This is a genomic window from Duganella sp. 3397 (genome assembly GCF_031456625.1).
In the GTDB taxonomy this organism is placed as follows: domain Bacteria; phylum Pseudomonadota; class Gammaproteobacteria; order Burkholderiales; family Burkholderiaceae_D; genus Rugamonas; species Rugamonas phyllosphaerae.
Genome location: NZ_JAVDVB010000002.1, coordinates 561906 through 587333, shown reverse-complemented (window position 1 = coordinate 587333; position 25428 = coordinate 561906). Strand labels below are relative to the sequence as shown.

21 protein-coding genes are annotated in these 25428 nt (G+C 65.7%); 14 read left to right on the top strand and 7 right to left on the bottom strand.

All coding sequences use genetic code 11. The annotated features are described in order from the left end of the window. Positions 1 to 14 precede the first annotated feature (14 nt). The 3 genes from J2X54_RS07160 (at position 15) to J2X54_RS07150 (ending at position 5632) form a co-directional block, all read left to right on the top strand. Positions 15 to 3383 (top strand): DUF6250 domain-containing protein, encoded by a 3369-nt coding sequence (locus J2X54_RS07160; protein WP_310179483.1) that lies wholly within the window; start codon positions 15 to 17, stop codon positions 3381 to 3383. A gap of 247 nt (positions 3384 to 3630) precedes the next feature. Beyond that, on the top strand, positions 3631 to 4761 hold the full coding sequence (gene lldD, locus J2X54_RS07155) for an FMN-dependent L-lactate dehydrogenase LldD (RefSeq protein WP_310179480.1): 1131 nt from the start codon (positions 3631 to 3633) through the stop codon (positions 4759 to 4761). 34 nt (positions 4762 to 4795) lie between these two features. After that, positions 4796 to 5632: a MipA/OmpV family protein gene (locus J2X54_RS07150; protein ID WP_310179479.1), complete on the top strand. Its 837-nt coding sequence runs from the start codon at positions 4796 to 4798 to the stop codon at positions 5630 to 5632. A gap of 22 nt (positions 5633 to 5654) precedes the next feature. Here J2X54_RS07150 and J2X54_RS07145 read toward each other — a convergent pair whose 3' ends face one another. Further along, positions 5655 to 6959: an MFS family transporter gene (locus tag J2X54_RS07145; protein ID WP_310179478.1), complete on the bottom strand. Its 1305-nt coding sequence runs from the start codon at positions 6957 to 6959 to the stop codon at positions 5655 to 5657. 160 nt (positions 6960 to 7119) lie between these two features. Next, positions 7120 to 7896, bottom strand: a complete 777-nt coding sequence (locus J2X54_RS07140; RefSeq protein ID WP_310179476.1) for a hypothetical protein — start codon at positions 7894 to 7896, stop codon at positions 7120 to 7122. A gap of 168 nt (positions 7897 to 8064) precedes the next feature. Here J2X54_RS07140 and J2X54_RS07135 point away from each other — a divergent pair, with 168 nt between their 5' ends. From J2X54_RS07135 to J2X54_RS07125, 3 genes are all read left to right on the top strand, one after another. Then, the gene (locus J2X54_RS07135; protein WP_070247761.1) at positions 8065 to 8364 is read left to right on the top strand and encodes a hypothetical protein; all 300 of its coding nucleotides are present in this window, start codon (positions 8065 to 8067) and stop codon (positions 8362 to 8364) included. A 151-nt stretch (positions 8365 to 8515) separates the two neighbouring features. After that, positions 8516 to 9925, top strand: a complete 1410-nt coding sequence (locus tag J2X54_RS07130; RefSeq protein WP_310179474.1) for a pilus assembly protein TadE — start codon at positions 8516 to 8518, stop codon at positions 9923 to 9925. Beyond that, positions 9922 to 10497, top strand: coding sequence for a TadE family protein (locus J2X54_RS07125; protein WP_070247763.1), 576 nt, complete (start codon positions 9922 to 9924; stop codon positions 10495 to 10497). Before J2X54_RS07130 ends, J2X54_RS07125 begins: the two co-directional genes overlap by 4 nt. 31 nt (positions 10498 to 10528) lie before the next feature. On the opposite strand, the gene J2X54_RS07120 is transcribed toward J2X54_RS07125, so the two are convergent. After that, positions 10529 to 10921: a RidA family protein gene (locus J2X54_RS07120; RefSeq protein WP_310179470.1), complete on the bottom strand. Its 393-nt coding sequence runs from the start codon at positions 10919 to 10921 to the stop codon at positions 10529 to 10531. Positions 10922 to 11026: 105 nt separating this feature from the next. Between J2X54_RS07120 and J2X54_RS07115 the strand changes: the two genes are divergently transcribed. Further along, a complete protein-coding gene (locus J2X54_RS07115) occupies positions 11027 to 11950 on the top strand; it encodes a LysR family transcriptional regulator (RefSeq protein ID WP_310179469.1) in 924 nt (307 codons plus the stop codon). Between the two features lie 17 nt (positions 11951 to 11967). On the opposite strand, the gene J2X54_RS07110 is transcribed toward J2X54_RS07115, so the two are convergent. Further along, positions 11968 to 13332 (bottom strand): acetylxylan esterase, encoded by a 1365-nt coding sequence (locus J2X54_RS07110; RefSeq protein WP_310179467.1) that lies wholly within the window; start codon positions 13330 to 13332, stop codon positions 11968 to 11970. A 190-nt stretch (positions 13333 to 13522) separates the two neighbouring features. Between J2X54_RS07110 and J2X54_RS07105 the strand changes: the two genes are divergently transcribed. From J2X54_RS07105 to J2X54_RS07090, 4 genes are all read left to right on the top strand, one after another. Further along, positions 13523 to 14326: an ATP-binding cassette domain-containing protein gene (locus J2X54_RS07105; RefSeq protein WP_310179843.1), complete on the top strand. Its 804-nt coding sequence runs from the start codon at positions 13523 to 13525 to the stop codon at positions 14324 to 14326. A gap of 2 nt (positions 14327 to 14328) precedes the next feature. Beyond that, on the top strand, positions 14329 to 15765 hold the full coding sequence (locus tag J2X54_RS07100; protein WP_310179466.1) for a DUF3526 domain-containing protein: 1437 nt from the start codon (positions 14329 to 14331) through the stop codon (positions 15763 to 15765). Then, complete coding sequence (locus tag J2X54_RS07095) at positions 15762 to 17138, top strand: DUF3526 domain-containing protein (RefSeq protein ID WP_310179465.1); 1377 nt, start codon at positions 15762 to 15764, stop codon at positions 17136 to 17138. Before J2X54_RS07100 ends, J2X54_RS07095 begins: the two co-directional genes overlap by 4 nt. Positions 17139 to 17205: 67 nt before the next feature. Then, the gene (locus tag J2X54_RS07090; protein ID WP_310179463.1) at positions 17206 to 18780 is read left to right on the top strand and encodes an aminotransferase class V-fold PLP-dependent enzyme; all 1575 of its coding nucleotides are present in this window, start codon (positions 17206 to 17208) and stop codon (positions 18778 to 18780) included. Here the strand turns inward: J2X54_RS07090 and J2X54_RS07085 are convergent, their stop codons facing one another. Continuing rightward, complete coding sequence (locus J2X54_RS07085; protein ID WP_310179461.1) at positions 18781 to 19560, bottom strand: OBAP family protein; 780 nt, start codon at positions 19558 to 19560, stop codon at positions 18781 to 18783. It lies immediately after the preceding gene. Between the two features lie 185 nt (positions 19561 to 19745). On the opposite strand from J2X54_RS07085, the gene J2X54_RS07080 reads away from it, so the two are divergent. Next, positions 19746 to 22013, top strand: a complete 2268-nt coding sequence (locus J2X54_RS07080; RefSeq protein ID WP_310179460.1) for an EAL domain-containing protein — start codon at positions 19746 to 19748, stop codon at positions 22011 to 22013. A 53-nt stretch (positions 22014 to 22066) separates the two neighbouring features. Here the strand turns inward: J2X54_RS07080 and J2X54_RS07075 are convergent, their stop codons facing one another. Continuing rightward, complete coding sequence (locus J2X54_RS07075; protein WP_310179458.1) at positions 22067 to 22795, bottom strand: carbon-nitrogen hydrolase family protein; 729 nt, start codon at positions 22793 to 22795, stop codon at positions 22067 to 22069. A gap of 18 nt (positions 22796 to 22813) precedes the next feature. Further along, positions 22814 to 23710: a hypothetical protein gene (locus J2X54_RS07070; RefSeq protein WP_310179457.1), complete on the bottom strand. Its 897-nt coding sequence runs from the start codon at positions 23708 to 23710 to the stop codon at positions 22814 to 22816. 131 nt (positions 23711 to 23841) lie between these two features. On the opposite strand from J2X54_RS07070, the gene J2X54_RS07065 reads away from it, so the two are divergent. Beyond that, entirely contained in the window at positions 23842 to 25134 is a 1293-nt protein-coding gene (locus J2X54_RS07065; RefSeq protein WP_310179455.1) for a HipA domain-containing protein, read from the top strand. Further along, positions 25134 to 25421 carry a helix-turn-helix transcriptional regulator gene (locus tag J2X54_RS07060; protein ID WP_310179454.1) on the top strand — a complete coding sequence of 96 codons (288 nt, stop codon included), beginning with the start codon at positions 25134 to 25136 and terminating at the stop codon, positions 25419 to 25421. Before J2X54_RS07065 ends, J2X54_RS07060 begins: the two co-directional genes overlap by 1 nt. The last annotated feature ends 7 nt before the right edge of the window (positions 25422 to 25428 follow it).

Genomic DNA, 25428 nt, shown 5'->3' with positions numbered 1-25428 from the left:
AACGGAAGACAGGCATGAGTGCATCATTCGAACGTCGTCAATTCATCAAACTGGCATCGTTGCTGACCGGGGGCGCCGCAGCGCTCACCCAGGCCTCCGGCGTCGTTGCTGCTACCGGCACTGCCCCAGCACCGGCTACTGCCGGCCGCGCGGGACCGCCGCAATTGGGCGAGACGCCGCTGCAATGGCTCGAAGGCCGGCCTGACAGTTTTGCCGGCGCCACCTGGGGCGTGCCTTGGCCGCAGGGCCGCATTCCGCGCGACGCCGGTTTCGAATTGCGCGGCGCCGGCAGTGGCGCGGCTACCCAGCCGGTGCAATCGTGGCCGCTCGCGTACTGGCCCGATGGTTCGCTCAAATGGTCGGCCCATGCGCTGCCGCCCGATGCAAAAGGTGGCTTGCCGCAGGCCGGCTACAGCCTGCATCCCCTGGTCGGCGACGCCGCCAGCGCAGCAAAGCAGGGGGCACCGCTGGCCAAAGATAATGGCAGTGTGATCGAGGTCGACACCGGCGTGCTGCAATGTTCGCTGCCGCGTTCCGGTGCGGTGCTGGTGACGGCCATGAAACGCGGCGGCAAGCAGCTGCTGCGCGACGGCCGCCTGGTGCTGCTGGTCGATGGCGCGCTCGATGATGAAACCCGGGGCGCCAGTCGCCGCGCTTACGACGGCGCCATCGACAAGGTGACGCTGGAACAGAACGGCGCCCAGCGCGTGGTCGTCCGCATCGACGGCAGTCATCGTCACGCCGACGGCGCCACCTTGCTGCCGTTCGTGGTGCGCATGTACTTCTACAAGAATTCCGACGCGGTGCGGCTGGTGCACACGCTGGTGTACGACGCCGATCCCGCTAAGTCCTATATCCGTGGCGTGGGCCTGCGCTTCGGCGTGCCGCTGGCGGCCGAACTGTACGACCGCCATATCCGCTTCGTGGGCGATAACGGTGGCGTGTTCGCCGAAGCCGTCAAGGGCCTGACCGGCCTGCGCCGTGATTCCGGCGCCGCCGTCTACGACGCGCAACTGAACGGCCGCGCGGTGCCGCTGGCGCAGCTGGGCGCGCAGGTAAAGAAGGGGCTGCAATACATACCGGCGTTCGGCAGCTACTCGCTGCTGCAATCGCATTCGGACGGTTTTTCGATCAGCAAGCGCACCAGCGCCGGCCATGGCTGGATTCACGCCGCCAGCGGCGCGCGCGCCTCCGGCACCGCCTACGTGGGCGCACCCGATGGCGGCGTCGCTTTCGGCGTGCGCAATTTCTGGCAGAGCTATCCGGGCCAGATCGACATCCACGGCGCCGAGACCGCGCAGGCGACGGTGACCATGTGGCTGTGGGCGCCCAACGCCCCGGCCATGGACCTGCGCTTCTATCACGACGGCATGGGCGAGGACACCCACGAGAAGCAGCGCGACGCGCTTGACATCACCTACGAGGATTACGAGCAGGGCTTCGGCACGCCGCTGGGCGTGGCCCGCACCAGCGAGCTGCAATGGCAGCTCCTCGCTGCCACGCCGCTGGCCGACGACCTGGTGGCGATCAGCCGCCGTATCCAGTCGCCGCCGCAACTGGTGACCAGCTCCGAGCGCATCTATCAGGCCGGCGTGTTCAGCGATTACTGGAGTCCGGCGGCTGCCCAACCGAACGCCGCCCAGGCAAAACTGGAAAAGCAGCTGGCCTGGGGCTTCGACTTCTACCGCAACCAGGTCGAAGACCGCAAGTGGTACGGTTTCTGGGACTTCGGCGACGTCATGCACACCTACGACAACCAGCGCCACGTGTGGCGCTACGACGTCGGCGGCTTTGCCTGGGACAACTCGGAGCTGAGCACCGACATCTGGCTGTGGCACTACTTCCTGCACACGGGCCGCGCCGACGTCTTCCGCATGGCCGAAGCGATGACGCGCCACACCGGCGAAGTCGATGTCCACCATATCGGCCCGTTCGCGCCGCTCGGTTCGCGCCACAACGTGCAGCACTGGGGCGACAGCGCCAAGCAGCTGCGCATTTCCACCGTGATCAACCGCCGCTTCATGTATTACCTGACCGCGGACGAACGCATCGGTGATCTGATGACGGCGCAAACCGACGCCGTCAACCGCCTGCAAACCGTGATCCCGGGCCGCAAGATCGGCCAGGTGGCGCCGACCATCGATCCGGAGAACCATGCCAGCGTGTCGTTCGGCACCGACTGGGGTGCAATTGCCGGCGCCTGGTTTACCGCGTGGGAGCGCAGCGGCCAGCCCGAGATCCGCGACAAGCTGCTGCGGTCCATGGCCAGCATCGCCGCCCAGCCGGAAGGCTTCCTCGCCGGCGGCGGCACCATGAACCTGCGCACCGGCGCCTTCATCGTCGAAAAAGAACGCAAGATCAATGTCTCGCACCTGAGCGCGGTGTTCGGTCTGCCGGAAATCTGCAGCGAATTGATACGCACCGTGCCGCAACCGGCATTCCGCGACGCCTGGCTGCGCTACTGCCGGCTGTACAACGCCACCGAGGCGCAGCAAAAGGCGGAGCTGGGCCAGAGCCTGGGCAAGCTCAATCTTGGCCAGGGCCACGCGCGCTTGCTTGGCTATGCCGCGGTGCAGTGGCAAGACCCTGCTGTGCTCAAGCGCGCCTGGGCGCAGTTCTACGAAGGCAAGGCGGGGCTGCTGGACAAGGACCTGGTGTCGCGCCGCGTGAAACCGCCGCTGGTGCTGCGCGAGGTCGAAGAAGCACCGGCCATTTCCACCAATTCGATGTCGCAGTGGGCGCTGGGCGCGATGGGCATGATGGCGCTCGACGCCATCGGCCAGGTCTTGGTGGCGGACGACTTCCGGCGTTTCGATCCGCGCGCCTGGGCGGTGGAAGCGGAAGCCGGCAAGCCGGAGCAGGCAGCATTCGCGTCATCCGGTGCGCTGATCCTCGACGCCGAGCGCGGCCTGACGGTATGGCTGCGCCAGCAGCTGATCGGCCACTACGAGATCAGTTTTACCCGCACCGTGCTGGCCGAGGGCAAACCGCACGAGCGCCTGTCGGACCTGAACTTCTTCTGGGAAGCGCAACTGGGCGTCAATCCATTTACGCATTCGGGCAAGCTGGAAGACTACGACAAGGTGCCGATGTTCTACGCCGGCATCGGCGGCAACACCAACACCACCTCGCGCTTCCGTGCGTACGATGGCAGCGGCGAGCGCAAGCTGCTGCAAGAGTACCTGGGCGCCGACTACGTGCTCAAGGCCAACCAGCCTTACCGCATCCGCATCGTGGTCGATGGCAAGGGCACGCGCCTGTTCGTGGACGACCGCGAGTGGTTCAGCGCTCCCGGTCCGCAAGCCGGTGGCGGCTACTTCGGCTTGCGCACGACGCAGTCGCGCCAGAAGGTGGAGAACTTCCAGGTGCGCCGCATCGCCTGATCCACGGTTATCTGACAAAATAGCCGGTTACGCGCCAGATCCCGTCCGCGTCCGGCATCGGCGTCATTGACGACCACGCCGGCCTGGTTGGTGGAGTCGCTGGTGTAGCGGATGACCACGTATGGCCCTTGGGCGCGCCGGGCGAGGTCTGGAAATACGCATCTTGATGATTGAAGCTGATTGCCGATGATTGCAAAAGAATGCCAATGATACAATCGAGCAACCCTTTCAATCCGTCTGCCATCTCATGATCGTTTCATCCGCAACCGATTTCCGCGCTGTCGCGCAGCGCAAGCTGCCGCCGTTCCTGTTTCACTACCTCGACGGCGGCGCCGGTGCCGAGCAGACCTTGCGCGCCAATGTCGACGACCTGCAAGGGATCAATCTGCGCCAGCGCATCCTGCAAGGCTCGGAAGACCTCGACCTGAGTACCGAATGGTTCGGCAAGTCCTACGGCATGCCGATGGCGCTGGCGCCGGTTGGCCTGACCGGCATGTATGCGCGCCGGGGCGAGGTGCAGGCGGCGCGCGCGGCCAGTGCGCGTAACATTCCGTTCATCCAGTCCACCGTGTCGGTGTGCCCGCTGGCGGAAGTGGCCCAATCGATCGACCAGCCGCTTTGGTTCCAGCTGTACGTGCTCAAGGACCGCGCCTTCATGCGCGACGTCTTGCAGCGCGCCAAGGCGCTGGGCGCGTCCACGCTGGTGTTTACCGTCGATATGCCGGTGCCGGGTGCGCGTTATCGCGACGCCCACAGCGGCATGAGCGGTCCCAACGCGGCGCTGCGGCGCATGTTGCAGGCGGTCACTCATCCGGGCTGGGCCTGGGACGTGGGCTTGCACGGCCGCCCGCATGACCTGGGCAACATCTCGGCCTACCGTGGCCAGGTGACCGGCCTGGCCGACTACATCGGCTGGCTGGGTAACAACTTCGATCCGTCGATCGGCTGGAGCGACCTGCAGTGGATCCGCGACGAGTGGGAAGGGCCGATGGTGATCAAGGGCATCCTCGAGGCGGACGATGCACGCGCCGCCCTGTCGTTCGGCGCCGATGGCATCGTGGTGTCGAACCACGGCGGCCGCCAGCTCGACGGCGCGCTGTCCACCGCGCGCGCGCTGCCCGCCATTGCCGCGGCGGTCAAGGGCAAGATGACCATTTTCGCCGACGGCGGCGCCCGCACCGGCACCGACATCTTCCGTTTGCTGGCGCTGGGCGCGGACGGCGTGCTGCTGGGCCGGGCCTTCGTGTACGCACTGGCGGCGCAAGGCCAGGCCGGCGTGGCCAAGTTGCTGGCGATCCTGGAAAAAGATATCCGGACCACCATGGTGCTCACCGGTGTCAAATCGGTGCGCGAGATCGGCCCGCACTTATTGGCTTGAGAGTCGCCTCAATCCTCTGGAACCAGGAGCATGGATGAAGTTACCGTTGTTGACGGCGGTGATGTTCTCTACGCTGGCCGCCCCGGCCATCGCGCAAGAGTTGGATGCTACGCCGGCGCCTGATTTGCCGCTATGGGAAGTCGGCCTGTTCGGCGGCGCCGCCAGCACACCGGCCTATCCGGGGGCGGACGACCGTTCGCAGCGGGCGCTGGTACTTCCCATGGTGATATATCGCGGCAAGGTGCTGCGGGCCGACCGCTCCGGCATCGGCGCGCGGCTGCTCAATACCGACCGGGTGGAACTCGACATTGGTTTTGCGGTGTCGCTGCCGGCCAAATCGGACGACGTGGGCGCGCGCGCCGGCATGCCCGACCTCAACTCATTGCTGGAATTCGGCCCGCGCCTGAAGGTGCACCTAACCGATACGGAAATCTCGCGCCTGCGGCTGGAGCTGCCGCTACGCGTGCCACTGGAACTGGGCAATGGCTTCAAGCGCCAGGGCCTGGTGTTCGAACCGCGCCTGGTGGCGGAAACGGGCGACCGCAGCGGCGTGTGGCAGGCCGATGCCAACCTCGGCATGGTCTTCGGCAACGCCCGCTTGAACCGGTACTTTTACGACGTGGCGCCGCAGTATGTCACGGCTGACCGTCCTGCGTATCAGGCCGGCGCCGGCCTGATGATGACAAGACTGGGCCTGAGCCTGTCGCGTCGCGTAGCGCCCGACTGGCGCGTGTTCGGTTTCACCCGTTACGACAATCTCAGTCACTCGGCCAACCGCGACAGCCCGTTGTTCCGCAAGAACAGCGGCTGGTCGGCCGGGGCAGGTTTTACCTGGACCATCCACCGTTCGGCAGCGCGGGCCTGGGAATAAACCGCGGGCCCGGTGCTGCCGATCAGTGGTCGGTGTGCAGGTACGACGGCGTTTTCGGCAACCGCGTACTGAACAGGAAAGCGACCACCATCAGCACGGTCACGTAGACGAAGAACCAGTTTTCGTGGCCCAGGTTCTTGAACGTGAGGCCGACGAATTCGGCCGAGCCGCCGAAGATGGCGTTGGCGATCGCGTACGAGAAGCCCACGCCCAGCGCGCGCACCTCGGGCGGGAACATCTCCGCTTTCACCAGGCCGCTGATCGAGGTGTACAGGCTGACGATGGCCAGCGCCAGCGTAATGAGCATGAACGCCATGAACGGGCTGTCGTTACCGCGCAACAGGTGCAGGATCGGATAGGTTGCCAGCGCGCCCAGCGCACCGAACAGCATCATCGAGTTGCGGCGGCCGATGCGGTCGGCCAGCATGCCGAACAGCGGCTGCATGCACATGTAGGCGAACAGCGCGCCGGTCATGATGATGCTGGCGGTCTTGGCCGGCATGCCGGCGCTGTTGACCAGGTACTTCTGCATATAGGTGGTGAAGGTGTAGAAGATCAGCGAACCGCCGGCCGTGTAGCCGATCACGGTGATGAAGGCGGCGCGGTGATGCTTGAAGATGTTGGCCAGGGTGCCGGCTTCCTTGTTGTCCTGGTCGGCCGCCTTGCCGGTTTCGTGCAGGGTGCGGCGCAGCAGCAGCGACACCACGGCGGCAATCGCGCCGATCACGAACGGAATGCGCCAGCCCCAGGCTTTCAGTTCGGCTTCGGTCAGGAATACCTCGAGCACCACGACCGTCAGTACGGCCAGCAACTGGCCGCCGATCAGGGTCACATACTGGAACGACGAGAAGAAACCGCGCTGGCCGCGCAGCGCCACCTCGCTCATGTAGGTAGCGGTGGTGCCGTACTCGCCGCCCACCGACAGGCCCTGGAACATGCGCACGATCAGCAGCAGGATCGGTGCGGCCACGCCGATGGAAGCGTAGGTGGGCAGCACGGCAATGGCCAGCGAGCCGCCGCACATCATCATCACCGAGATCATCATCGATTTTTTACGGCCGACGCGGTCGGCGATACGGCCGAACAGCCAGCCGCCGATCGGACGCATCAGGAAACCGACCGCGAACACGGCGGCTGACTTCAGGAACTCGGTGGTAGGGTTACCGCTTGGGAAAAACTGGCTGGCGAAGTAGATCGAGGCGAACGAATAAACGTAAAAGTCGAACCATTCGACCAGGTTGCCGGAAGAGGCGCTGATGATGGCAAACACGCGTTTGCGCTTTTCTTCAGCGGTGTAGTGGGGTTGTGTTGCGGTTGTGGCGGTCATGTGGCTCCCGTTGCGGTATCAGATATCACATTCATGAAGATGCTTCATTCATGAATAATGTTTCTGATTGTAAAGCATCTTCGACAACTATGGTGCCACGCTTGCGGGGTCGTCGGAACTTATGGATGGTTCCAGTCAGCGTTCGTGCTGGCCTGACTGCTCATTTTGCATCAGGCAGCAGGCCCAGCATGTCGAACAGGCTGGCCGGTTGTGCACCTGGCCGGCGCTGCGCGAGGTCGGCCAGTGAACCCGGGGTAGGGTCGGCGTCGCCGGGCGCGTGGTTGAAGTAATTGAAGTCGAGTTTGATCTTGGCCTGCAGGTCACTTGCGTAATCTTCCGGGTACGTGGCCTGTTCCAGTGCGGGCAGCTGGTTGAAATGATCGAGCACCGAGGTGAAGAACCTGGTCATCTTGCCGGTCTGGTTGTATTCGTTCATCGCGGCTGCTACCACCTGGCTGCGCCAGGCCTGTTCTTCCTTGTTCGCTTGGTGTTCGGCCGCGCGGCGCTCGTTGACGGTAAACGTTCCGCTTTCGTCGTGTGAAATGGTCGACAGCTGTTCGCGCGACAGCCCGGCGAACGGGTTCGGCGCCTTGCCGGCGATGAAGGCGGTGGCCGCCGCCGCCGACTTGATCGAGGCGTCGTCGGCAGGCGTTGGCACCTCGCTGGCGGCGGCTGCCTTGTTGGCTGGATCGAGGGTGTAAAACACCTTCCTGACGTCAGCCTCCAGTTGCCGCTGCAAGGTCGCGTGATCCATGCCCTGCAATCTGGCGGCGGTGTGCTCGCCAGCGGCCGATAGCCTGCCCGCCAGCGTGGAAACGGTCACTTTTTCGGTGGGCGCGGCCACTTTTGCCGCCGGCGCTGCCGACGGCTTTGACTGCACCGTTGCCGTGGTGGCGTCAGCGGCAGGGCGCGCCGAAATACCGGACAGGTTGACCATTGCTTACTCCATGAAGTGCTGGATCGTATGGCAATAACGGCAGGTTTTCCCGTTTCATGAGCGCTGCACGGCGCGCCGGTTAGCCAACGCACGTTGTGCCGTGTGAACTGTGTGTATTGTTAAATCGTCTTAACTCGTCATCCTTTTCATCTCAACCAGGAACCCGCCATGAATCTCGACAAGTCCACCAGCAAGCCTGTCAACGCGTCCACCGCCAACCCCGACCTGGCGATCGACAACGAGCCGAATTTCGCCGACAACCTGCCGCAGCGCATCAAGGACCTGCTCGAACAAACCAGCTCGAAGCTGGCGCACAACGAATTGCGCGAGTGGGGCAAGCTGCTGCTGACCCAGGCGCCAGCGATCCAGGCCGGCATCGCGCGCCGGGTGGACAAGCGCACGGTCAAGAAAACTGCCATTGCCGCGGTGGCGCTGGGCGTGGGCTACTACCTGCTGAAGCGCCGCTAAGTCCTTTCAGCACAGCTGCCGGTGGGGCGGCGACCAAGGCTGACCGCTAGCAGCTGCTTGCCTTGCGGTAAAACAAACCCGGATATTTCCTGCGATCTACAATTTCGCAATGGCAATATCCAAACGACTCCGTCCTAGGCGCCAGCATGGCGTGACCGCGATCATGTTCATCATGAGCATGCTGGGCGTCGTGGTGTTCAGCGGCATGGCGCTGGACCTGGTACTGGTCCACCATCGCCGCCAGGAACTCGATTTGGCCGCGCGCATGGTAGCGTTGGCGGCCGCCCGCCAGCTCAATGGCAGCGCGGACGGCATCGACAATGCGCTGGTCCGCAGCGCCGAGGTGCTGGCCACGCTGAAATATCGTTATGGCAGGGGTACGCTGGCGTGGCGCGACGACGTGCTGTCGTTCGGCGCCACCCCCGACGGCGGCTGGGTCGATACCGCCGCCGCCAAGGCGGCGCCGGCCGGCCGAATGTTCGTGCGCGCCGATACCGCCGGGCTCGATGCCAGCGCCGGCTCGGTTACCCTGTACATCGTCAGCCTGCTGTTCCCGTCGCTGCGGTCGGTGACGGTGGCGACCACCGCCGTGGCCGGCCGCACCGGCATCGACGTCATGCCGCTGGCGGTGTGCGCCATGTCGGAAGTGGCGGGTGCGGCGCGCACCAACCCCGGACCGCCGGCTACCGTGGAACTGGTGGAGTATGGTTTCCGGCGCGGCGTCGGCTACGATCTGATGCAGCTCAATCCGCACGGTGTGGATCCGGCCAATTTCGTCATCCATCCGTTTCGCCGGCCCGGTGCGGCCGTCGCACCGCTACCGTCGGTAGATTCCCTGGGGCCGCACGTTTGTACCGGCCAGCTGGCCATCACCACGGTGTTCGGCGGGCCGCTCACGGTGGCGGGACCGTTTCCGTTGTCATCGACCTTCCGCCAGCTCAATTCGCGTTTCAACCAGTACGAAAACAACTTGTGCACGTCCGCGACGGCTATCATGGACAGCAACCCCAAGTCCTACGCCCGTAGCGGCGGTGTGCCGTGGATGGCCGCCACGCCTGACCAGCAGGGCGCCCTGTCAACTACCGTTGGCGGCAAATTGCATACCATTGCCGACCTGGCGGCGCCGCCGGCCGGCACCCAGGCCAAGATGTATGGCCCATTGTGGGCCTATGCCAGGGCGGTGCGGTTCAGCGCCTGGTCGGCCGGCGCCAACGAACCGACGGCCGGTTACCCGACCTTCGGCCCGGCCGACTGGGCCAGCCTGTACGGGCCGGTCGCGCCGGTCGCCAAGAGCTATCCCTCCACCACGCCATACCAGAGCACCGGCGGCGCCAACTACGAGCAGCCGCCGCTGGACCAGTTGGGCCTGGCCCATCGCCGCGTGCTCAACGTGCCGCTGCTGGCCTGCCCGGTGGCCGCCGGCGGCCCCGCGCCCGCGACCGTGCTGGCCATCGGCAAATTCATGATGACGGTACCGGCCACGGCCACCACGCTGTATGCCGAATTCGGCGGACTGGCGCCCGAGCATACGCTGGGCGGCCCGGTGGAGCTGTTCCGGTGAGCGCCAGGCGCAGGGCGGGCGGCCTGGTCACTGCGGAGTTTTCGCTGGTCCTCGTGCTGTTCCTGACCATGACTTTCGGCGTACTGGAAGTGGGGCGCGCCATGTACATGTTCAACGTGCTGCACATGGTGACGCAGCGTGCCGCGCTGGCGGCCGCCAATGCCGACTTTTCCGATCCGGAGGCCATGGCGGCGGTGCGCCGGTATGCCGTGATGCGCAGCACACCCGGGGCCCTGATCATGGGCGCCCCGGTCACCGATGATCATGTGCGTATCGACTACCTGTCGCTGGCGGGAGCGGCAGGCAAGGCCATGGTGCCCATCGCGGCCGGCGGCATGCCGGCGTGCCCGGTGAACAACCGCATCGCCTGCATGCACGATCCGAACGGCGCCGCCTGCATCCGGCTGGTGCGGGTACGGATCTGCGATCCCGCCGATACCGGCACCTGCCGCCACACCGCCTACCGCACCATGTTCCCGCTGGTGCGGCTTCCCCTACAGTTGCCGCTGGCATCGACGATTGCTGGCGCCGAGACGCTGGGTGCAATGCCGGGCGACGGACCTTGCCAGTGATGGCCGCGCGGTCGTCCTGCACCAGGTCCTGCTAGAGCGGCAGCCTGGCGATCACCTTGATCTCGAACTGGAAGCCGTATAGCCACGTCACGCCCACCCCGGTGAGCGTCGGGTAGGGCGCCTCGCCCCAGTACTGCGGCACCACCTGCCACACCTTCTCGAAATTCTCTTCCGGGTTTACCAGGAACACGGTGACGTCCACCACGTCATCGAAAGTGCAGCCGGCAGCCGCCAGCACCGCGTTCAGATTTTCGAACGCCAGGTGCAATTGCGCGAGCAGGTCAGGCTCGGGCGAACCGTCCTCGCGGCTGCCCACCTGGCCCGAGACGAACAGCAAGCCATTGGCCCGCACCGCCGGCGAATACCGGTTACGCTCATACAAAGCCCGGCGTCCTGCCGGGAATACCACGTCACGCTGGTTCATGTCGACCTCCTTGAATAAGGCGCCATTGTGCGGTTCCCCGCTTGTTTGATAAACGGCGATAATGCTGCATCACTGTTTGTCATAACCAAATAATAAGGAGTGCCCATGGACAGGTTCGAGGCGATGCAAGCCTATGCGCGCGTGGTGGAAGCAGGCAGTTTTACGCGCGCGGCCGCCACCCTGGGCATCAGCCGCACCAGCGTGACGCAGCTGGTGCAACAGCTGGAGGCGCACCTGAAGGTCAAGCTGCTCCACCGCACCACGCGCCAGGTGAACGTTACCGCCGACGGCGCCGCGTACTACGAACGCGTGATCCGCCTGCTGGCCGATCTCGATGAGACCGAGTCCAGCCTGTCGAGCGCCTCGGCCCAGCCGCGCGGCAAGCTCAAGGTCGATGTTCCGAGTCCGCTGGCGCGCATGATCCTGATGCCGGCGCTGCCCGATTTCCACGCCCGCTATCCCGACCTGCAGATCGACATGGGGGTGAGCGACCGCGCCATCGACATCATTGGCGAGAACGTCGATTGCGTGGTGCGCGGCGGCGTGCTTACCGACCAGTCCCTGAAGGCGCGCCACGTGGGCGACCTGCACCTGGGCTTGTACGCGGCGCCGTCGTACCTGGCGCGCGCCGGCACGCCCGCCCATCCGCGCGACCTCGAAGGCACCCACCACCGCATCGTGGGCTTCCTGTGGGGCCGTGCCGGCAAGACCTACCCGGTGGCGATGGCGCGCGGCGCCGAGCATCTCGACATCGGCGGCCGGTACGTGGTGGCGGTCGATGACGGCAACGCCTATCTGGCAGCCGGGCTGGCCGGCATGGGCGTGCTATGGCTGCCGCACTACATGGCGCGGCCGCACCTGGCCGGAGGTGAGCTGCTGGCGCTGTTCGGCGACTGGCAACTGGCGCCGATGCCGCTGCACGTGGCTTACGCCCCCAACCGCTACGTCAGCACCCGGCTGCGCGTGTTCATCGACTGGGTGGCGGAGTTGATGGCGGTACACGCGCCGGTCATGCGGCCGCCGATGTAGTCAGACTGCCTTCAAGGCTACTTTGCCACCTGCGCGGCCAGCCAGCGCTCGATGGTGGCGCGGTGTTCGGGCGTGGTCAGGTGCACTTGCTGCGGATCGAGCACGATCTCGCGCGGCGCGGTGATCACGTTGAAGGCGGCCAGAGTGGACGTGGGCGGCGTCACCATGTCGTTGAATCCGGCGTAGTACAGCCCTGGCGCGCGCAGGCGGCGGGCAAAGTTGACGGTGTCGTAGTGGGCGCTGGTGACCAGCTTCGCGTCCGACAGCAGGTCCTGCCCTTGGCCGAGGACATCCGGGCGGAACAGTCCGGGCCAGCCGCCGGCGCGCCCGTCCAGGTAGCCGGTAACATCGCTGTACGCCGGATACGAGGCGACGGTGGCGGTCACGCGTGGATCGAGGGCGCTGGCCATGATGGCCAGCTGGCCACCCTGGCTGCCGCCTTGCGCCACCAGGTTTTTGCCATCCCACTTGGGATGCCGGGCCAGGTAGTCGAGCGCGCGCAGGGCGCCCAGGTACACGCGCCGATAGTAATAGGTATGGGCGTTGTCGAGGTTATAGCGATTGTAGCTCTCCAGCGCGCCGATGTTGAGCTGCTCGTACAATTCGTCGGGCAGGTTGACCGGAATGCCGTGGATGCCGATTTGCAGTGTGATATAGCCCTTGGCCGCCATCTCCGGCGTGCCCTTGTAGCCGCGCACCCCGGCGCCCGGCACTTGCAGCACGGCCGGATAGGGCCCGGCGCCGCGCGGCACCGACAGTACGCCGTAGATGCGCGTGGGACGTCCGCCGGGCGGCTGCGCCACGTTCTGGAAACTCAGGTACGACACTTCCACCTGTGCGGTCGACAGCGCCGGCGCGGGCGTGAGCATAAACTGCGGCTCAACCGCAGCCAGCGCGCGCTTCTGCGCCTGCCAGAACTGGTCGAAGTCGGCCGGCTCCTGTTGCACCGGCACGATTTTTTCTGGGCTGAAAGCAGCGGTGGCGCGGCCCTCCTGGACCTTGCCCTGCACGGTGGCCTTGACCAGCAGCCGCACGAAGCCCGGCCGCGTGGGCGCTGGCGCCGACAGGCGCAAACCCTGTTCAGGTACCAGCGCCGTGCGCTCGGTACCTTCGATCATGTCCGGCCCCAGGCGATAAGTGATGGCAACGCCTTCGGCCGGGTAGGGCTTCAGGTTGAACTTGACACTGAAGGTGGCGGCATCGCCGACCTGGTAAGTCCAGGTCGGCCGGTCGAGTCCCACTTGCAGCACTGCGTCGGCAGCGACCACGGGGACGATGGTGGTGCTGGCTGTAACGCTGCACCAGGCCGGCGCAGCAACCAACAGGTGGGCACATGCCAGCAGCGTGGCGGCAAGGGGCTTGGAGAAGGTGAGAGGGTTCATGCCGAAATAGTAGCGGCTGATGTCCCCCGGATTGCGGGAACGCTACGAACAATCACCATTTTGAGCACAGCTGTCACGCATATCCGGACTGGCGCGGCATGGCACTAATGAGATATTATTCTCATTAATAAACGCAACCATGTTGCGATTGCAGCGATCAACCCCATCCGACCAGGAGAATTGCTTGACCATCGACAGTCTTCATCCGCCCGTGCAGGGCCGCACAGCCAGCAAAGCAGGCAATCAAGCGGTGCTCGACGCCGTCGGCGTGGTCGCCGGTTACGGCGGCAAGACCATTTTGCAGCAGCTCGATTTGCAGGTGCGCGCGGGCGAGATTTATGCGCTGCTGGGCGCCAATGGCGCCGGCAAGACCACCACCGTCAGCCTGTTCCTCGGCTTTGTCGCACCCGTCGCCGGCACGGTCAAGGTCAGCGGTTTCGACCCCGTCACGGAACCGGCGCAGGCGCGCCGCCACCTGGCCTATATCCCGGAAAACGTCGCGCTCTACGAGCACCTGACGGCGCGCGAAAACGTCGGCTACCTGCTGCACCTGGCCGGCCAGCAGGAGGACCCCCCCGCCATCGACCAGGCGCTCGCTGCCGCCGGCCTCGATGCGGCCGCGTTCGACCGTCGCGTGGCCGGCTTCTCCAAGGGCATGCGGCAGAAGGTGGCGATCGGGCTGGCGCTGGCGCGCAAGGTGCCGGCGCTGCTGCTCGACGAACCGACTTCCGGCCTCGATCCGCAAGCTACTTCCGAATTCAACCGCCTGCTGGGCGTGCTGCGCGCCCAGGGCGTGGCGATCCTGATGGTGACCCACGACCTGCTCAGCGCCGCTGACGTGGCCGACCGCATCGGTTTCCTGGAAGCCGGGCGCCTGCGCGAGGAAGTGGCCGCCGCCGGCGACGACCGCTTCGACGTGCGCGCGCTGCATCGCCGCTATGCTGCCCAGTCGGCAACCTCGGCACCCTCGGCGCCGTCGGCAGAGGCAGCGTGACCATGGCGACCTCCCTGATCACCCGCATCGCCCGCGAGGAATGGCGCGTGCTGGTACGCGACCGCGCCGCCGTCGTCGGCCTGCTGCTGTTGACGGTGCTGATGTGCGTTGCGGCGCTCACCGCGTACGAGCAGCAGCGCGGCGCGAACGCCGAGCGGGCGCGCTACCAGGCGCAATCGAACCACGAGTTCCAGGCCCAGCCAGACCGCCACCCGCACCGCATGGTCCACTACGGCCATTTCCTGTTCCGGCCCGTCAATCCGCTGGCCGCGTTCGACCCCGGTATCGACGGCTATACCGGCAGCACGCTGTTCGTCGAAGGGCACCAGCAAAACAGCGCCAACTTCGGTGACGTGCGCCAGACTTCGCTGCTGCTGCGCTTCGGCCAGTTGACGCCCGCCTTCGTGTTGCAGGTGCTGGCGCCGTTGCTGCTGGTGTTCTTCGGCCACGCGGCGGTGGCGCGCGAGCGCGAATCGGGCACCTTGCGGGTGCTGCTGGCGCAGGGTGTGGCCAGCCGCCAGCTGGTGCTGGGCAAGCTGCTGGCGTTATGCGGCTTCACGGCCCTGATGCTGCTGCCGGCGCTGGCCGGCCTGGCCTGGATGGCGGCCAGCGGCCATGCGCCCTGGTTGCCGGTGCTGTTGCTGGCGGCCGGCTATACCGGCTGGCTGCTGTTGTGGTCGGTTGGCGTGGTGCTGGTGTCCACCGTACTCGCGCGCGGCCGCGACGCCTTGCTGGTGCTGCTGGCCGCGTGGGCGGTGGCGGTGATCCTGTTGCCGCGCTGGGTACCCGATGCGGCCAACAATGCCGTGGCGCTGCCCACGCGCTATGAGAACGTGATCAACGTGCAGCGCGACTACCTGGCGCTGGGCGACTCGCATAATCCTGCCGATCCGAAATTTGCCGCCTTCCGCGACAGCCTGCTCAAGCAATACAACGTCACCCGCGTGGAAGATTTGCCGGTCAACCTGAAGGGACTGGTGAGCATGGAAGGCGAGCGCCGCTCGACCGAACTGTTCAACCGCTATGCCGCGTCCACCATGGACCGCCAGGAAGAACAGAGCCGCCTGATCGATCACGCCGGCTGGCTCAGTCCCGCGCTGGCGCTGCGGCGCCTGTCGATGACGGCGTCCGGCACCGACCTGGCCAGCTTTCGCAGCTTCCTCGAGCAGGGCGAAGCCTATCGCTACGCGCTGATCCAGGGGCTCAACAAGCTGCACGCGGAAGAAGTGCACTATGCCGACGACGGCAAGGCCGGCAAGGAAAACCGTATTTCGAATGCCCACTGGCAGGGCTTCCCGCCGTTCCATTACCGCCAGGCGCAGGTCGATGAAATCCTGGTGCGCGCCGCACCTGCGGGCGCCGCGCTGGTGCTGTGGATACTGGCATTGACCGGGCTGACCTGGTGGCTTGCCGGTCGCCTGGGGAGGGCCGTGCGTTGAACCTGCTCACCAATTGGCTGTCTTTTGAATGGCGCCTGATCGCCCGCTCACGCCTGTCGGTCGTGGCGTTGCTGCTGTTGCTGCTGTTGTCGGCCCTGTCGGTGTGGTCCGGTGTGCAGGAAGCGGCGCGCCAGCGCGCCACCATCGCCCGGCTAGCGACCTTGCAGGCGCAGGACAGCGCCGTGGCCACCATCCGCAACGCCACCGGCGGCGATGCCGGCAGCGCGGCCTACTACACCTTCCACCATACCTGGGATGCGCCCACCGACGCCGCCTTCCTGGCGCTGGGCCTGCGCGACGTCGCGCCTTATGCGCTGCGCATCCGCGCGCTGGGTCTGCAGGCGCAGCTCTACGAGGGCGAAAGCTTCAACCCCGAGGTGGCGCTGCCGGGCCGTTTCGATTTTGCCTTTGTGCTGATCTACCTGTCGCCGCTGTTCGTGATCGCGCTGCTGCACGACCTGGTCTCGAACGAGCGGCAGTCGGGCCGGCTGCGGATGCTGGCCGCCATGCCCGATGGCGCCCGCCTGTGGCGCCGGCGGGTGGCGCTGCGCTTTGCGCTGTTGCTGGCCTGCCTGGTCTTGCCGGTACTGGCAGGGGCGCTGTGGACAGGACTGGGCGTGGCGGCAATCGCCATCGTGCTGGCGGTGGCGGCCAGTTACCTGGCGTGCTGGATCGGCGTGTCGCTGCTGATCGGTGCGCGTGGGCGGCGCTCCGTCACCAACGCCACCGCGCTGATGGGCGTGTGGGCGGTACTGACGCTGGTGCTGCCCACGCTGGCCAACGTCGTGCTCACCCGCGCAATCCCCGTGCACCAGGGCGTGGACCTGATGCTGGCGCAGCGCCAGACCGTGCACGGCGCCTGGGAAGTGCCGCGGGACGAGACCATGCGCAAGTTCTACCTGAACCACCCTCAATGGCGCGACAGCGCACCGCTGCCGGTGGGCTTTCACTGGAAATGGTATTTCGCGTTCCACCAGCTCGGTGACGAAAGCGTGGCCGGCCAGGTGGCGCAGTACCGCGCCGGGCTGATGGCGCGCCAGCAGTGGACCGAGCGCCTGGGGTGGCTACTGCCCGGCGTGGGCGTGCAGGCGGTGCTGCACCGGCTGGCAGCCACCGACTTGCCCGCGCAGTTGGCGTACCAGCAGCGCATCACCGGCTTCCATGAAGCGCTGCGCAATTTCTATTACGGCTACCTGTTCACCGAGAAGCCGTTCGGACCCGCGCAGGCGGCGCAGCAGCCGGTGTTCGAGCCGGCGGCGGACGCTGCGCCGGCGCCGTGGCGGGCGGCGGGGGCGGTATGCCTGGTCGCGTGGCTGGTGTTTGCGGCCGGAATATGGCGGCTGGCGCGCATAAAAGCCGGCGCCGAACGCTGATCGGAAGCACTTATCGGTCACTTTGTTTTATACTGCCACCCCGCGTTGGGTTGAATAGGGATGGCAGATGAGTGACAGCGGCTTGCGTGAATTGCTGAACCGGCATTTCGCGGTCGAACAGGTGGATGCGGACGTGCTGCGGCAAATGGCAGGCATGGTGCGCGACTGGCTCGCGCCCGAGGGCAAGTCGCCGTATCCCGTCACGCCCATCGACGACCTGCTGCCGCTGTTTGCCGACCTGGCACCGCCCGCAAGCGGCATGGCCCCGGGCCAGGTGCTGGAAGAGTTGCAACGCAAGCTGCTGCCGCATACCGCGCGCCTGAACCACCCGAAATACATCGGTCACATGACCCAGGCGCTGCCCTGGATGACGGTGCTGGTGGAAGCGCTCGCCGCCGCCCTGAACCAGAACCAGGTCAAGATCGAAACCGCCTATGCCTCCACGCTGGTGGAAAAGCAGATCCTCGGCTGGATGCACCGCGTGGTCTATCTTGCGCCCGATGCGGTGTACGTGGACGCCATGCGCGCCAAACACCAGGCGCTGGGCAATATCGTCAACGGCGGCACCATGGGCAACCTGACTGCGCTGGCGGTGGCGCTGGAACACGCACTGCCGGGCGTGCGCAAGCACGGCGTTTACGCGGCGATGCAGCAGTCTGGCCAGCGCGGCATGGCGGTGATCGCCTCGGCGCGCGCCCACTATTCGCTGAAGAAGGCGCTGGGCACGCTGGGACTGGGCGAGGACGCGCTGCACCGCGTGCCGGTCGATGCCGACAACCGCATCGACCTGGTGGCGCTGGAAGAGACCATCGCCGCGCTCAAGCGCGACCGTATCCGCATCGTCGCCATCGTCGGCATCGCCGGCACCACCGAGACCGGCGCCATCGATCCGCTGGCAGCCCTGGCGGCCATCGCGCGGCGCGAACACACCTGGTTCCACGTCGATGCCGCCTGGGGCGGGGCGCTGCTGATGGCCGAGCGCTTCCGGTCGCTGTACGCGGGCATCGAGGCAGCCGATTCGGTGGTGATCGACGGCCACAAGCTGTTCTGGGTGGCGATGGCGCAGGGCATGGTGCTGTTCCGCGACCAGGCCAGCCTCGATCTGCTCAAGCACAACGCCAATTACATCATCCGCAGCAACTCGGGCGACCTGGGCCAGACCTCGCTGGAAGGCTCGCGCCGGTTCGATGCCTTGAAACTGTGGGTATCGTTCAAGCTGCTGGGCGAGGGCGGCTACGCCACGCTGCTGGACCACGCGGCCGGCCTGGCCGCCGCCATGCGCGAGCTGATCGCTGCCCAGCCCGATTTCGAACTGACCAGCAATTCGGATAACTTCATCCTGACCTACCGCTACCTGCCGCCGGCGCTGGGCCAGCGGCTGGCGCAACTGCTGGCCGCCGGCAGTATCGACGAGGCCATCATTCTCAACCGACAGGTCAACGAGCTCAATGCGCGCTTGCAGGAGCGGCAAAAAGCCAACGGCCACAGTTTTGTCTCGCGTACCGTGCTCGAGCGCGCACCGTTTGCCGAGGGCATCACGGTGCTGCGCGTGGTGCTCAGCAATGTGTACACCACGCCGGCGCACCTGGGCGAAATCATTGCCGAGCAGCGCCAACTGGGCGCATTGCTCGCCGCCTGCTGATCAGCGAGCAGGGGCGGGGGCGGGGGCGCGGTCACTGTCGACCACCGCCGGAATTTCCCTGGTCGGCCGGGCGAACTGGCCCTGCATGGCATCCACCCCCGCCTGCGGCCGCGCCAGCGCGCGCAGGTCGTCGCGCTGGCTGCGGATGCGCTCGGTACTGACGTCCATGCGGCGGTCGCGTTGCTCAACCAGCGCCGCCCTGGCTTCGCCGTCACGGTTGAACGACCACGCCAGCATCGGCTCGCCGAACGGCAGCGGGTCGTTGTGTTCGCCGTGGTGGCCGGTGTTCCAGATATGCCAGGTCTTGCCATAGCTATTCATTTTCGTGCGCATCAGCGATTTTTCCGCTGCTGCCGGCAAACCCGGCGCAATCAACTGGCCGCTGAGGATTTCGCCGTTGTGCGGGTGCCAGTACTTGCGTTCGCCCTCTGGCAGGGTGGCGAACAGCTTTTCAGAGATGATGTATTCGACGCCGTGCAGGTTGGCGTCGCGGCGGTTGCCGTCGAACAGCACGCATTGGGCGAAATCTTCGTTTTGCTGGTGGCAGTAATGGTGGGCTTCGATCTGGTTCTCGGGCATGTCGCGCATCGGGTGGAAGCCCACCAGGTAGATGTCGAAGCCCGGTATCGGGCCGCTGTTTTGCAGCAGCTTGGCGCCGGCCTCCAGGGCGCGGGTTTTGGGCGTTTTGTCGGCGCCGGGCGGGGTGGCGGTTTGGGCAGAAGCGGCCATCGCGGCGACAGCCAGGGCGCAGCCGGCCAGGGTGGGAATGAACGGGTACATGGCGAATCTCCTTGCGGAAAAAGGAAGGAGTGATCAAGTCTAGCCACCCTGTGCACCGCATGTCGCGCGTTTTATGTGGAGAAATAATCTTCTATAAAAACTGCCGCATGGAAATAAAAGTAGCAATAAATTCATGGTCTGATTTACAATCGTTTGCGCTACCCAACACGCGAATCCACGCCCAGATGAATGTAGATCCACAGATTTTTATCCTCTTTTCGCTCGGCATCGATGTCCTTCTGTGCCTGGTGCTGGTGTTTCTATGGTGGCGCCACAACGACGAAAAACATGCGCTGGCCTGGGCGTTGGGACAGTTTGCGCTCACCATGGGCATCGTGAGCTGGAAACTCGATCCCGGCTATCTCCCCAGGACCGCCATGGCCGCGCTCACGCTGGCGGTCAGCATGGCCGGTTTCTGGGCCGGCACCGAAGCCTTCCTTGGCAAACTGGATCCGGCGCGGCTGCGGCGCGCGGTGGCTGTCACGATCGGACTCGGCTCTGCCTGCTACGGCGTCTTCGTCAGCGCCGGCGCCGTCATTGGCGTGGTCACTGCCTTCGGCTATGCCGTGATTTTCCTCTGGGTGGGCTGGCGCCTGCTGAGCCAGCGCACCGGCTACCGCTTCCTGGCCTGGGTATTCTTGCTGCGTGGCTTGTTCAACCTCGCCAACAGCATGCACCTGGTGCCGGACGTGGTCGAGTTGTGGCTAATGTGGTCGTTCCTGGTCACGGCGGCCTCGATGCTGGGCCTGATCCACGCGGTGCAGGACAAGCTACAAAGGCGCTACATCCATGCCATCGACAGCCTGGGCAAGGGTTTCCTGGTCACTGACCGCGAGGGTGTGATCCGCACGGCCAACCAGCGGTGCGTGCAATTACTGGGCGCCCCCGGCTTGCGGCAACTGATCGGCAGCAATATCGGCGACTGGCTCGACGGGACCACCCGCCATACGGTGGCGGGCCACTTCCAGCGTTTCGCCGACGCCATGACCTATCCCTACGTGGAAACCACGGTGTTCCGCGCCGGTACCGGGGCCGAGCTGCCGGTGGAGCTGATCGCCTCGCCGCACTACGAACGCGGCCAGCTGTTTTGCATGATGCTGGTGATGGACATTACCGATCGCAAGAAGAAGGACGACCAGTTATACCGCGCTGCGCATTACGACAACGTCACCGGCCTGCTCAACCGCCACGGCCTCGGCATTGAGCTCGACCGTGAACTGGCGCTGGCGCGCGCTGCCGGCCAGCAGTGCGCGGTGCTGTTCATCGACATCGACAAATTCAAGCGCATCAACGACTCGTTCGGCCACGCGACCGGCGACCACTTGCTGCGCCAGGCGGCCGCGCGGCTGCGCGACTGCGTGGGCGAAGCGGATTTGCTGGGCCGCTTCGGCGGCGACGAATTCGTGGTGGTACTGCCGGCCCTGGCCGCCCGCACGGCGCCGGCGCGCGCTGCCGACTGCGGCGAGCGAATATTGCGCGCGCTGGGCGCCAGCTTCGACCTGGCGCCGCATGCGATCACGGTATCGGCCAGTATCGGTGTCGCTTGCCAGGGCAGCGACGGCGCCGAGGCTGACACCCTGGTGCGCAACGCCGACATCGCCATGCACGAGGTCAAGAAATCGGGCCGGGGCCAGCTGCGCTTCTACGACGCCGCCATGAGCGCCTATGCGCGCGAGGCGCTGGTGATCGACGGCGCCTTGCGCGGGGCGATTGCCACCGGCGAGCTGCGGCTGGTCTACCAGCCCATCATCGACGCCCGCACCGGCCGCCTGGACAAGGTGGAAGCGCTGCTGCGCTGGCACAGCGCAACCCTGGGCCATGTCGGCCCCGACCGCTTCATCCCGGTGGCCGAAGACAGCGGCCTGATCATCGACCTCGGCGCCTGGGTGCTGGCCGAAGCGTGCCGCCAACTGGGCGCCTGGCGCGCCGATTTGCCGCAGCTGGCGATGAGCATCAATGTCTCGGCCCGGCAGTTGCTCGATCCCGCCTTCATTAGCCTGGTGGAGCAGGCGCTGGCCGACCATGGCCTGTCGCCGCAGCGGCTGGAACTCGAGTTGACCGAACGGGTGCTGATCGGTAACGGCGAGCAGGTTCGTGCGGCGCTCGCGCGGCTGCACGACCTGGGCGTGAGCATTTCGCTCGATGACTTTGGCACCGGTTATTCGTCGCTCAGCTACCTGACCCAGTTCGACATCGACACCCTCAAGATCGACCGCGGCTTCGTCACCGGCATGGTGGACAGCCCGCGCAGTCACGCACTGGTGGCCACCATCGTGGCCATGGGCCATAGCCTGGGCATGCGCCTGGTGGCTGAAGGCGTTGAAACCGCCGACCAGGCCAGGGCGCTCGACGTCATCGGCTGTCATTATCTGCAGGGCTACCATATTTCGCGGCCGGTGGCGGCCGATGAGTTGCTGCGGTTTGCGGCGTCGCGTTCCGGTGGTGAGCGCTAACGACAACGCATTCTCGATTCACTGCGCACGGCTGTCTCGTAGCGGAGATGACACTACAACGTGACCAGTTCGCCGGTGCCGCTCATCACATCATGTACCAGCAGCGCCTCTGCGGTCGCAGGGGCGCAGATCACCAGTGCGCCGTCGGCAGACCATACGCCCGACTGTCCGGCGCCGTTAAAATTATCGGCCGGGCCCACGCAATTGGCCATGATGACTGTCATCGCGTGCCGCCTGGCGATTGCCGGATAATGGTTATACGCGGCTGCGACGCCGCGCGCGGACTTGGCCACGCTGGCGAAATAGATGTGCGCTCCGGCGTCTGCCGCTTGCTGCGCATGGTCCGGTTGCAAGGACTCGTAACAAATGGCCGGCGCCAGCAGGTGGCCACCGACGGAAAACAGCCGCTGTTGCGCGCCAGGTGAAAAGAAGGGCAGTTCATCGGCATGCAACTGCTGCTTGGCATAGGCGCTGCGCGCCACGCCGGGCTGGAACACGATCATGCCGATCTCGATGCTGTGCTCCCCGCGTAGCGGTGCGCCGACGGCAATCAGCATCGCGAAGCGGTCGCTCAGGCGCTGAAACGTATCGAGGCGTTGGTCGTCCGGCGCCATGGCCAGCTGCGCCGCCAGGCCCGGTTCATAGCCGGTCAACGACAGTTCCGGAAAAAATATGCCGTCGGCGCCGTGGGTGGCCGCGCGTTCGACCAGTTGTTCATGCTTGGCGATATTCTTGACGATATCACCAGCGGTTGACGCGATTTGGACGGCGACGAGTTTCATTGATTTTCGTGTCAGTTGTCAGGGAGTTGGGCTGGCAGGCTCGGCCAGTTTCCAGCGCCGGCCCGGATAATCGATCGTCAGCACCCGGTCGCCCAGCGGTTTCAGGCCCAGCACCCCGATCAGCCGCACCGGCGCCCGGAAGCCCTGGTCCACGCAATACGAGGCCTGCATGGCGGCCACCGGCTGCTTGCCCACCGTGAAGTCGCCGGCAGCCCTGGTCTCGTAGCAATCGATATCGCGTCCCCAGCTGCGGATCGAATACTTGCGCACCTTGTCGCCCGCCTGCAGCGGCGTGTTGTTGGTGAGGGTGGCCCACTCGGCGGCGCTGGTAGCGTTGAGACCGAAGCGAGCCGAGCCTGTGTCGAGCAGCGCGTAGCCGGCCGGCTGGTCTGCTTGTGCCACCTCTACCAGCGTATGGCCGCCGGTGCTGGCCCAGCGCGCATAGAACAGCGGCTGGGCGTTCGGGTCGTTTGCCAGCAGCGACTGCGGTGCGTAGGCCACGCGTGCGCCGCCCAGGTCGAGCGTGACCGTGCCTTGCTCGAAGAACGCGTTGCCCAGGGTGGCGATGACGCCGATCTTGCATGCATCGCTGGTCAGTTGCGCCAGCACGGCCGGCGCGGCGCTGGCGTACGACCGCAGCCCCGCAAACTCCACCAGCACCTTGCGCGGCTGGGCGGCCGCCGGTGTGGCGACCGCAACGGCGGGCGCTTGCCCGTGCCAGATGACGGCCTCGTTGGCGCCGGTGTCGAGCTGTGCGTTGCACGCGATGCCGTCAACAGTGATCGGCAGCACGATCGCCAACCGCTCCACCGGCCCGCCGTCCACGCTGCCCGTATGCCAGAGGAACGGTTGCCAGTCGGCGGCGTGGGCGGGCCAGAGCAGGCAGGCGAACAACAGCGGGAGAGCGTGGCGCATGGAAAGTGGGGAAGAAGAAAAAAGCGATGTTAGCAGTTTCTTATCTTAACCCGCAAATTTGTAATGGTTATGAACTTTAATAGCAGTATTATCCTTGATACAGGCATTACTAATGCTACTCTTCTACCTATATGGACCCAACCTGCAATCTGGAACTCTACCTCAACGGCGCCTGGCGCGGTGCCGCTGCAGTCGAGCTGAACGGTGACCCCGCGAAGGGGCTCGACGCACATACAGTGCTCGCTTACACGTCTGCCCATGCCATCGACCACCTTGGAGGGCGCGACGCGGCGGCTCTGTCCGCTGCGTTGCCGGTCAGCCTCATGGTCGAGAGTTTGCCCCACTGGCCGGCCTTCCTGGTGGACTTGCTGCCGCAAGGCTATGGCAGGCGCGAGGTGCTCAAGCAATTGCAGCGGCAGGAATATGCCGAGCGCGAGGCCGACTGGGCACTGCTGCTGGCCGGCGCCGGCAACCCGGTGGGCAATCTGCGAGTGCGCGAGGCTTATGAATGGGCGCTGCAGCGCACCGGCGCTACCGCACGCGGCTTCACCATGGACGAGGTGGCGCGCCGTGCTGGCGACTTCAACGAGTACCTGGCGCAGCATGGCCTGTTCCTGGCCGGGTCGTCAGGCGTGCAGGGCGAGTGGCCCAAGATCTTGCTCACGCGCGCCCGCGACGGCCTGTTCTATCTCGACCATACCTTGCCGGACCACGAGGCCGACGAACATTTCATCGTCAAGTTCGGACGCGGCGACGATGCGCGCCTGGCCGATATCCTGCGTCTCGAAGCGCCGTATATGCAACTGGCCGCGATGCTGGGCCTGAACGTGCACAAGCCGTTGACGTTGGTGGACCGGGCGCTGTTCATCCCGCGTTTCGACCGCGCGGTGGTCGATGGCGCGGTGCTGCGCCATGGCCAGGAGAGCGTGGCGGCCTTTTGCGGGTTGACCGGCTTTGGCGTAGCGCCCAGCCACAACGAGGTGTGCCGACGGCTGGGCGTATGGGCGAGCGACCCGGTGGCCGATGTCATCGAATACGTCCGCCGTGACATCGCCAATATCGCGTTGGGCAACAAGGATAACCACGGCCGCAATACGGCCATCCAGCGTCGCCAGGACGGTACCGTGGCGCTGGCGCCGTTGTTCGATTTTGCGGCGACGTGGTTACACCCAGATGGTATCGCCCGCAAGATGCGCTGGGAGCGCGACGATGACGGCGCGCCGCAATGGGCCAGCGCCATCGCCCAGGCGGCGCAGGCGGCCGGTATCGACGAGAGGCGGGTTGTGGCAGGGGTGCGCGCCATGGCGGAGCCGCTGGCGCAGGTGTACCAGGCCGCGCTGGACCTTGGCATCGACGAGCGGGATTTTCTCAAACCGATAGAAAAATCGCTGCTGAACGTGCGTGCGCAGCTGGAGGCGTTGTAATGGACAAACGCTACCACCCCCACAGTCCCTCCGAACAACTGGCGCAGCGCAGAAAGCTGGCAGACGAACTGGCGCAGCAGCCGGCCATGCCGATCCCGGACGTGATCCGCAAGACCCGTACCGCGCTCCGCCTCACCATCGCCGAGTATGCAGGCCTGTGCGGCGTTTCGAGCCGCACCCTGGCCGATATCGAGCGCGGACATACCAGTCCCACCCTGGCTACCGTGGAAAAGCTGTTGCGCCCGGTGGGCCTGGCGGTGGGCGCGGTGGCCGCGCCACGACGCTAATCGACGC